The sequence below is a fragment of the Megasphaera sp. DJF_B143 genome (assembly GCF_900320625.1).
GTDB lineage: Bacteria > Bacillota > Negativicutes > Veillonellales > Megasphaeraceae > Megasphaera > Megasphaera hexanoica.
The window spans coordinates 1-4,525 of the sequence record NZ_ONTA01000169.1 but is presented as its reverse complement, the minus strand read 5'-3'; the positions used below and the strand labels follow the sequence as shown (position 1 = coordinate 4,525).

Sequence of the window (4,525 nt, the reverse complement as noted above, 5' to 3'; positions counted from 1 at the left end):
TCCAAAGCCTATGCCATGACGGGGTGGCGCATCGGGTTTGCCGTAGCTAATGAAGAAATCATCAAAGGCATGATAAAGATGCAGGAAAATGCCGTATCCAGCGTCTTCGAACCGGTGCAGCGGGCCGCTCTGGCAGCGCTCACGGGAAGTCAGCAGCCTGTAGCGGATATGCTGGAACAGTACCGGGCACGGCGGCAGTTGATGCTCGAAGGGCTGAATACGATGATGCACGGCAAGATTACCTGCCGGGAACCAAAAGGCGCTTTCTATATGTTCCCCAATATTACCGGTACCGGCCTTTCATCAGAAGAATTCAGCAACCGGCTGCTTGATGAAAAACACGTTGTCACCGTTCCGGGAACGGGATTTGGCAGCAATGGCGAAGGATTCATTCGCCTGTCTTACGCAACGAGTGAAGCCAATATCCGGGAAGGACTAAAACGAATCCGGGAATTTATTAAATCGCTGTAAGAGGGGACACGCAGTATACGGATAGACATAAAGGAGCATTCTCTGAAGAACGAGCTGTCAGAGAATGCTCCTTTTGTGAGAAACGAAAAGCAGATTACGATTCCTCTTGTTTACCTATACCGTTAAAGATGATATTGAGGACGACGGCGGTGATGCTGCCCAGTGTGATGCCACTGTGCAGAACAATCTGGGACCAGGAAGGGAAGGCGTGGAAGAAATTGGGAACGGTAAGGGTAATCATGCTGACACCGATGCTGATGGCGACGAGCATCAGGTTGGAAGTGCCTTCAAATTTTACTTTCGATAAGGAACGGACGCCGCTGGCGATGATCATGCCGAACATGGCAATACCGGCACCGCCCAGTACGGAGTTGGGGATACAGGCGACGATGGCGGCCATTGTGGGAAGCAGGCCAAGACCGATGAGGATGATGCCGGAAGCGGTGACGACAAAACGGCTTTTGACACGGGTCAGGGCGATAAGGCCGACGTTCTGGGCAAACGCTGTATAGGGGAAGCTGTTGAAGATACCTCCGATTACCGTAGACAGGCCATCGGCGCGGAGACAACGGGCCAAATCTTTGCGGCCAATAGGCTTATCGACGATTTCCCCGATAGCAATGCAGTCCCCGGTCGTTTCGACCATGGTGACGAACATGACGACAATCATCGATAAAATCGAGCCAATATCAAAGGCAGGGAAACCGAAAGAAAAAGGAGTGACGATACCGACCCAGCTGGCGCGGCCGACTTCGGCAAAATTCGTCTGACCCAGAACAGTAGCGATGATCGTACCGCCAATCAGACCGAGAAGAACGGCAATATTACTGACAAATCCCCTGCCATAGCGGTAGAGCACGATGACAATAGCCAGGGTGATAAAGGCAAGAAACAGGTTCATAGGACCGGCAAAGGCGGGGTCACTGGTATTGCCGCCGCCACCAATCCAGATGACGGAGACAGGCAGGAGGGTGATCCCGATGATCATGATGATTGTACCGGTCACGACGGGCGGGAAAAAGCGGATGAAGCGGCTGAAAAACGGAGCGATGAGAAAAGTCACCAGACCGGCGGCGATGATGGCACCATACATGACGGGCAGACCGTGCTGGACACCGATGAGACACATCGGTGTGACGGCAGCGAAGGTAACACCCTGAATCATGGGAATACGTGCACCTACTTTCCAGAAGCCCAGCGTCTGGATAATGGTGGCGATGCCGCAGGTAAAAAGGTCGGCGTTGATCAGATGAATCAGTTGTTCCGGCGGCAGGTGCATGGCCTGTGCCAGGATAATCGGTACGGCAACTGCTCCGGAATACATGGCCAGGACGTGTTGGAGACCGAACGCAAAGAGCTTGCCGTATGGCAGCATTTCATCTACAGGATGAATGGTTGCAGAAGTGGAGTGAGAGTCCATGGTTTCACCTCGATGGGAATAATTAAAAATGAATAATAAGCATTATAGCATATTTTGACACCTTTGTAGTATGAAGAATAGAAATGGCAGGGAAAATTGCAGACCGAATGGGAGAAAGGCACTTTTTTTGCAGAAGAACATCTTGTATAATATAACATAGTTATATCATAGTTCAGGGGGCGCGTAGGTGTGACAGCATATGGACAATCAGAGTACGCATCGCGGACGGCATTATTGTCCAGCCGTGATGTCCGGGTAATGACCCAGGGCATACTGAAAAATATGGATACAGGGCTGCTAACGAAAGAAACGCTGCAAAAGAAAGCAGAAGAACTGCTCGTTTCGGCAGATGATTACTGGATGGCATATGGATTGGCAGCACTTATCTGCTGGCTTGCCGATGACCGGGTGAAAGCACAGCAGGCTCTGCAACGGGCACTGCAGGCCGATGACCAGAAGACATCGTTGTTCTTTTTCCTCCTTTCCCTGCGGGAAGAACGGGACCATGCGGCAGATGTCTGGCTGGCACGGTATCTGGGACAGCAGGATGGTTCATCGCTGGCAGAGCATTTCCAGTACTGTATGGAAGCGTATACCGACGGGCTGATGAACATGTCCGGATCTCGCCATGTAGAAGGCAGGTTGAATGACTGGAAAAGTGAGCAATGCCAGGATGCCCGGCTGATACAGCAGCAAATCCAGACCTGGCATGACTGGTTTGATAAGGAGCGCAGTTCCGTTACTCTGAATGAAGACGAACAGTTTAAACTGTTGAAAAAGGCTCCCAAGGCCAGTGTAGAAGAATTGCTGCAAGGAGCGCATCTGCCTGGGAAGGCGCTGGATGACCTGCAGAAACTCATGGACGATGATGAAGCGTCCGTAGCAAAGGAACAGGCCAAGAGTGTTTTATTGGAACGATTCATTGAAGCCGACCGTTCTGAAGAAGAACAGCCGTCTGTATATAAGCCGTATATTTCCTGGCTTACGGACTGGTGCCTCGATGACGGAGAAAAGGCAGTCATATCCCTGCGGCAGTATGCGATAGCGTCATCGAAAGACTGGATCCGCAGCGCCGCTGACGATGCGCAGGGGGAAACGGTCCAGAAACTCCCCGATTCCTTTGAATTTTTTTCTAATCTGTCCTATGAGGGCCATGTGGATAAACTGACATTCTATTCCATAGATGGGAGAAATGAACGGGATCATCTCTCGGCCCTGCATACCATTATTGATGCCTGGCAGAAGGAAGAACTTAGCAAGCACCGGCCGGGATGGACTGTGGTCGCCATGCTGTTCTGCATCATCGGCGGCGGGGCGCTTCTGTACTATGGCGGCGGCTGGGTCTTGGATAATCATCCCTTTATGCTGCTGGCAGGTGTGGCCCTGCTTTGCATGGCCTTTGCCGGTCCGATAGGGGGTCTGATTGTGACGGCAATCCTGGCAGGGATTACGGCTTTTTTGATGAACGCAATCACGGCGGCCTATGCCAGCCATCAGTATATTTTCATTACCGCCTGTGTATTGATTCTGGCAGGGCTGTCCTTTAAAGTATACTATGCAACCTTTGGCATACGGCGGAAACTGGAGAAACAATTCAAACAATACGCCTGGGAAGAAGAAAACTGTATCTGCCGCTGCATGGCGGAAACAGCTGATTTCTACGATTACTATACGAAAGGTATGGAACGGCAGCAGGATTTGCATGCATTTCTCGATGGCCTTTCGGCATCGGACTATGTCCGCCGCAATCAGGGAAGTGCGCGGCGGATCCGCATATAGGAGGTACTATCCATGGAAACAGGACAAGATGTAAGGCGTCCGTCTGGGCGCAGGCATATACAGATCAGGCGCCCGCAGGAAGAGACACCACAGCCGGCATCGGAATTAGCTGAACCGGCGCAGAGCAGGCCGGCAGGGGATAAAACGGTACATTCCCAGTGTATCACTGGACTTCCGGACTGGGATCTTCTCCCTCCCCGCGGTGTCGTACGGAGGTATCGGGAATGAGCAGGGTACCAGGTATTTATGCAGAATGGATCCCTGTTCTGAAGGAATTTGCAGCCGGCCGGGATGATGAGAAAACCATACCGGCCATGCAGCAGGGGCGGCTCCATTGGTGCGATATTGTTGCCGGCCGGTTTGCCAGCCGCCTCATGGCAGCCTTTAATGCCCGGTTTGACTATATAGGAGAACGTTTCCGTAAGGCCCAGGACGATGGAATTCCTATAGAACAGGCTTTGAAACAACTGGACCGGGATCTCGATTTGCTGTTTCAGGCCAGTCAGATGCGGTGTCTGCCCGAAAAAGAAAAGCAGATGCTGCAGGACGAATTGCAGAAAACACGCCAGGATATGGACGACGCCCTTGAAGAGTCGGCCCGGCAGGACCCGAGTGGTGAACTGGACGTACTTTTGCGGCGCCGGAATAAAGGGAGCAGATAAACGAAATGAGCAATAAAAGTGAATGTAAAAAGCAATTGAAACGGTACCTCATTGCCCGTATTCCTCTGATTGTCGTGAATACGATCGAACGCAGCCGTATTCTGGGGATTCTGCGGGATGTAGCCGAAGAAATGGTAAAGGATACGATGATAGAAGAGGGCAGTTTCTTCGTCCATACCTTTTCCCGCGGCAT

6 protein-coding genes are annotated in these 4,525 nt (G+C 51.8%); 5 read left to right on the top strand and 1 reads right to left on the bottom strand.

Going from position 1 to position 4,525, the window contains the following annotated elements:
- Positions 1 to 471 (top strand): pyridoxal phosphate-dependent aminotransferase (locus DBO31_RS05180; protein ID WP_150824604.1); only part of this gene is annotated, 471 nt, incomplete at its 5' end.
- Between the two features lie 94 nt (positions 472 to 565).
- Here DBO31_RS05180 and DBO31_RS05175 read toward each other — a convergent pair.
- A complete protein-coding gene (locus tag DBO31_RS05175; protein WP_150824605.1) occupies positions 566 to 1,846 on the bottom strand; it encodes a nucleobase:cation symporter-2 family protein in 1,281 nt (426 codons plus the stop codon).
- Between the two features lie 234 nt (positions 1,847 to 2,080).
- Between DBO31_RS05175 and DBO31_RS05170 the strand changes: the two genes are divergently transcribed.
- The 4 genes from DBO31_RS05170 to DBO31_RS05155 form a co-directional block, all read left to right on the top strand.
- Entirely contained in the window at positions 2,081 to 3,670 is a 1,590-nt protein-coding gene (locus DBO31_RS05170) for a hypothetical protein (RefSeq protein WP_150824603.1), read from the top strand.
- A 12-nt stretch (positions 3,671 to 3,682) separates the two neighbouring features.
- The gene (locus tag DBO31_RS05165) at positions 3,683 to 3,898 is read left to right on the top strand and encodes a hypothetical protein (protein WP_059075626.1); all 216 of its coding nucleotides are present in this window, start codon (positions 3,683 to 3,685) and stop codon (positions 3,896 to 3,898) included.
- Positions 3,895 to 4,332 carry a hypothetical protein gene (locus DBO31_RS05160; protein WP_150824602.1) on the top strand — a complete coding sequence of 146 codons (438 nt, stop codon included), beginning with the start codon at positions 3,895 to 3,897 and terminating at the stop codon, positions 4,330 to 4,332. The genes DBO31_RS05165 and DBO31_RS05160 overlap by 4 nt, the downstream gene beginning before the upstream one ends.
- A 5-nt stretch (positions 4,333 to 4,337) precedes the next feature.
- Positions 4,338 to 4,525 (top strand): hypothetical protein (locus DBO31_RS05155; RefSeq protein ID WP_200817464.1); only part of this gene is annotated, 188 nt, incomplete at its 3' end.

Excerpts from the sequence above, each read along its gene's own strand:
- DBO31_RS05160 (WP_150824602.1), top strand. The coding sequence starts at position 3,895 with ATGAGCAGGGTACCAGGTATTTATGCAGAATGGATCCCTGTTCTGAAG.
- DBO31_RS05165 (WP_059075626.1), top strand. The coding sequence starts at position 3,683 with ATGGAAACAGGACAAGATGTAAGGCGTCCGTCTGGGCGCAGGCATATA.
- DBO31_RS05175 (WP_150824605.1), bottom strand. The coding sequence starts at position 1,846 with ATGCTGCCATACGGCAAGCTCTTTGCGTTCGGTCTCCAACACGTCCTG.